Annotated in this window: 1 protein-coding gene and 1 pseudogene; both read right to left on the bottom strand. The window is 64.0% G+C overall.

Annotation, left to right across the window (positions count from 1 at the left end; genetic code table 11):
• A pseudogene (locus EN969_RS36320) lies at positions 1-164 on the bottom strand (GNAT family N-acetyltransferase); the annotation flags it as partial.
• A 30-nt stretch (positions 165-194) separates the two neighbouring features.
• Positions 195-2222 (bottom strand): excinuclease ABC subunit UvrA (gene uvrA, locus EN969_RS27690; protein ID WP_127419567.1); only part of this gene is annotated, 2028 nt, incomplete at its 5' end.

The raw sequence follows: 2222 nt of genomic DNA, 5'->3' as shown, positions 1-2222 counted from the left end.
CCACTTTCCAGCAACCAGACCTCGCCGCGCACGATGCGCGGTGCATAGTCCTCGGTGACCGGGACCGGCGGCGCGCCGAACAGTGCGATGTAAGGCGCATAAGCCGCTTCCGTCAGCGAGACGACGGTTTGGAGATCACCGGCAAGCGCTCTTCTGATTGTCATTCAAAAGCTCTCCAGGCGCCAACCGGTCGATCACTCCGCCGCTTCGCGTTTGCCTCCGGGACGTCGCTCCAGAAGCTCCTTGAGGAACTGGCCGGTGTAGCTGCGCTTTTCGCGCACGATGGCTTCCGGCGTGCCGGAGGCGACCAGTTCGCCGCCGCCATCGCCGCCTTCGGGGCCGAGGTCGAGCACCCAGTCCGCGGTTTTTATCACTTCGAGATTGTGCTCGATGACCACCACCGTGTTGCCCTGGTCTACCAGTTCGTGCAGCACTTCCAGCAGTTTGGCAACGTCGTGGAAATGCAGGCCAGTGGTCGGCTCATCCAGGATATAGAGCGTCTTGCCGGTCGCCTTGCGCGACAGTTCCTTGGCCAGCTTGATGCGCTGCGCCTCGCCGCCGGACAGCGTTGTCGCCTGCTGGCCGATATGGATGTAGCCGAGGCCGACCTGCTTCAGCGTGTCGAGCTTGTCGCGCACGCCGGGCACGGCGGCGAAGAAATCGACGCCTTCCTCGACCGTCATGTCGAGCACGTCGGCGATCGACTTGCCCTTGAACAGGACATCGAGCGTCTCTCTGTTATAGCGCTTGCCGTGACAGACGTCGCAGGTGACGTAGACGTCGGGCAGGAAGTGCATCTCGATCTTGATGACGCCGTCGCCCTGGCAGGCCTCGCAGCGGCCGCCCTTGACGTTGAACGAAAAGCGTCCCGGCTGATAGCCGCGCGCCTTGGCCTCCGGCAGGCCAGCGAACCAGTCGCGGATCGGCGTGAAGGCGCCGGTATAGGTGGCCGGGTTTGAACGCGGTGTGCGGCCGATCGGCGACTGGTCGATGTCGATGACCTTGTCGAGGAATTCGAGGCCCTCGATGCGGTCGTGGTCGGCCGGATGTTCGCGCGAGCCCATGATGCGTCTCGAAGCGGCCTTGAACAGCGTCTCGATCAGGAAGGTCGACTTGCCGCCGCCGGACACGCCAGTGACGGCGGTGAAGGTGCCGAGTGGGATTTCGGCGGTGACGTTCTTCAGATTGTTGCCGCGCGCGCCGACGATCTTGATGCGGCGGTTCTTCTTCGCTTCACGCCGCACGCCGGGCGTCGCCACTTCGAGCGCGCCCGACAGATATTTGCCGGTGATCGAATTGGGATTGGCCATGACCTGCTGCGGCGTGCCCTGGGCGATGATCTCGCCGCCATGGATGCCGGCGGCCGGGCCCATGTCGACGACATAGTCGGCATGCAGGATGGCGTCCTCGTCATGCTCGACGACGATCACCGTGTTGCCGATGTCGCGCAGGTGCTTCAGCGTATCGAGCAGGCGCGCATTGTCGCGCTGGTGCAGGCCGATCGACGGCTCGTCCAGCACATAGAGCACGCCGGTCAGGCCGGAGCCGATCTGCGATGCCAGCCGGATGCGCTGGCTCTCGCCGCCCGACAGCGTGCCGGAATTGCGCGACAGCGTCAGATAGTCGAGCCCGACATCGTTGAGGAAGCGCAGCCGTTCACGGATTTCCTTGAGCACACGCACCGCGATTTCGTTCTGCTTGTCGTTGAGCGACGCGGGCAGGTCGGTGAACCACTGGTCGGCCTTGCGGATGGAAAGCTCGGTGACTTCGCCGATGTGCCTGCCGGCGATCTTCACCGCCAGCGACTCGGGCTTCAGCCGATAGCCCTTGCAGACCGGGCAGGGTGTGGCCGACATGAAGCGCTCGATCTCCTCGCGCATCCAGGCGGATTCGGTCTCTTTCCAGCGCCGCTCGAGATTGGGGATGACGCCTTCGAAAGTCTTCGTCGTCTTGTAGGAGCGCAGGCCGTCATCATACTGGAAGGTGATCTCGCGCTCGCCGGTGCCGCGCAGGACGGCTTCCTTGGCCTCTTCGGACAAATCCTTGAACTTGTCGCCGAGCTTGAAGCCATAGGCCTTGCCCAATGCCTCCAGCGTCTGCGCGTAATAGGGCGAGGTCGACTTCGCCCACGGGCTGACGGCGCCGTCGCGCAGCGAGATGTTTTCATCCGGCACGATCAGATTGCCGTCGATGGCGCGCTGGCTGCCGAGACCGTCGCAAGT

The sequence above is a fragment of the Mesorhizobium sp. M7A.F.Ca.CA.003.01.2.1 genome (assembly GCF_003998945.1).
Classification (GTDB): Bacteria; Pseudomonadota; Alphaproteobacteria; order Rhizobiales; family Rhizobiaceae; genus Mesorhizobium; species Mesorhizobium ciceri.
Note: the sequence above shows the minus strand (reverse complement) of the source record. Positions and strands in the feature narration are given on the sequence as shown.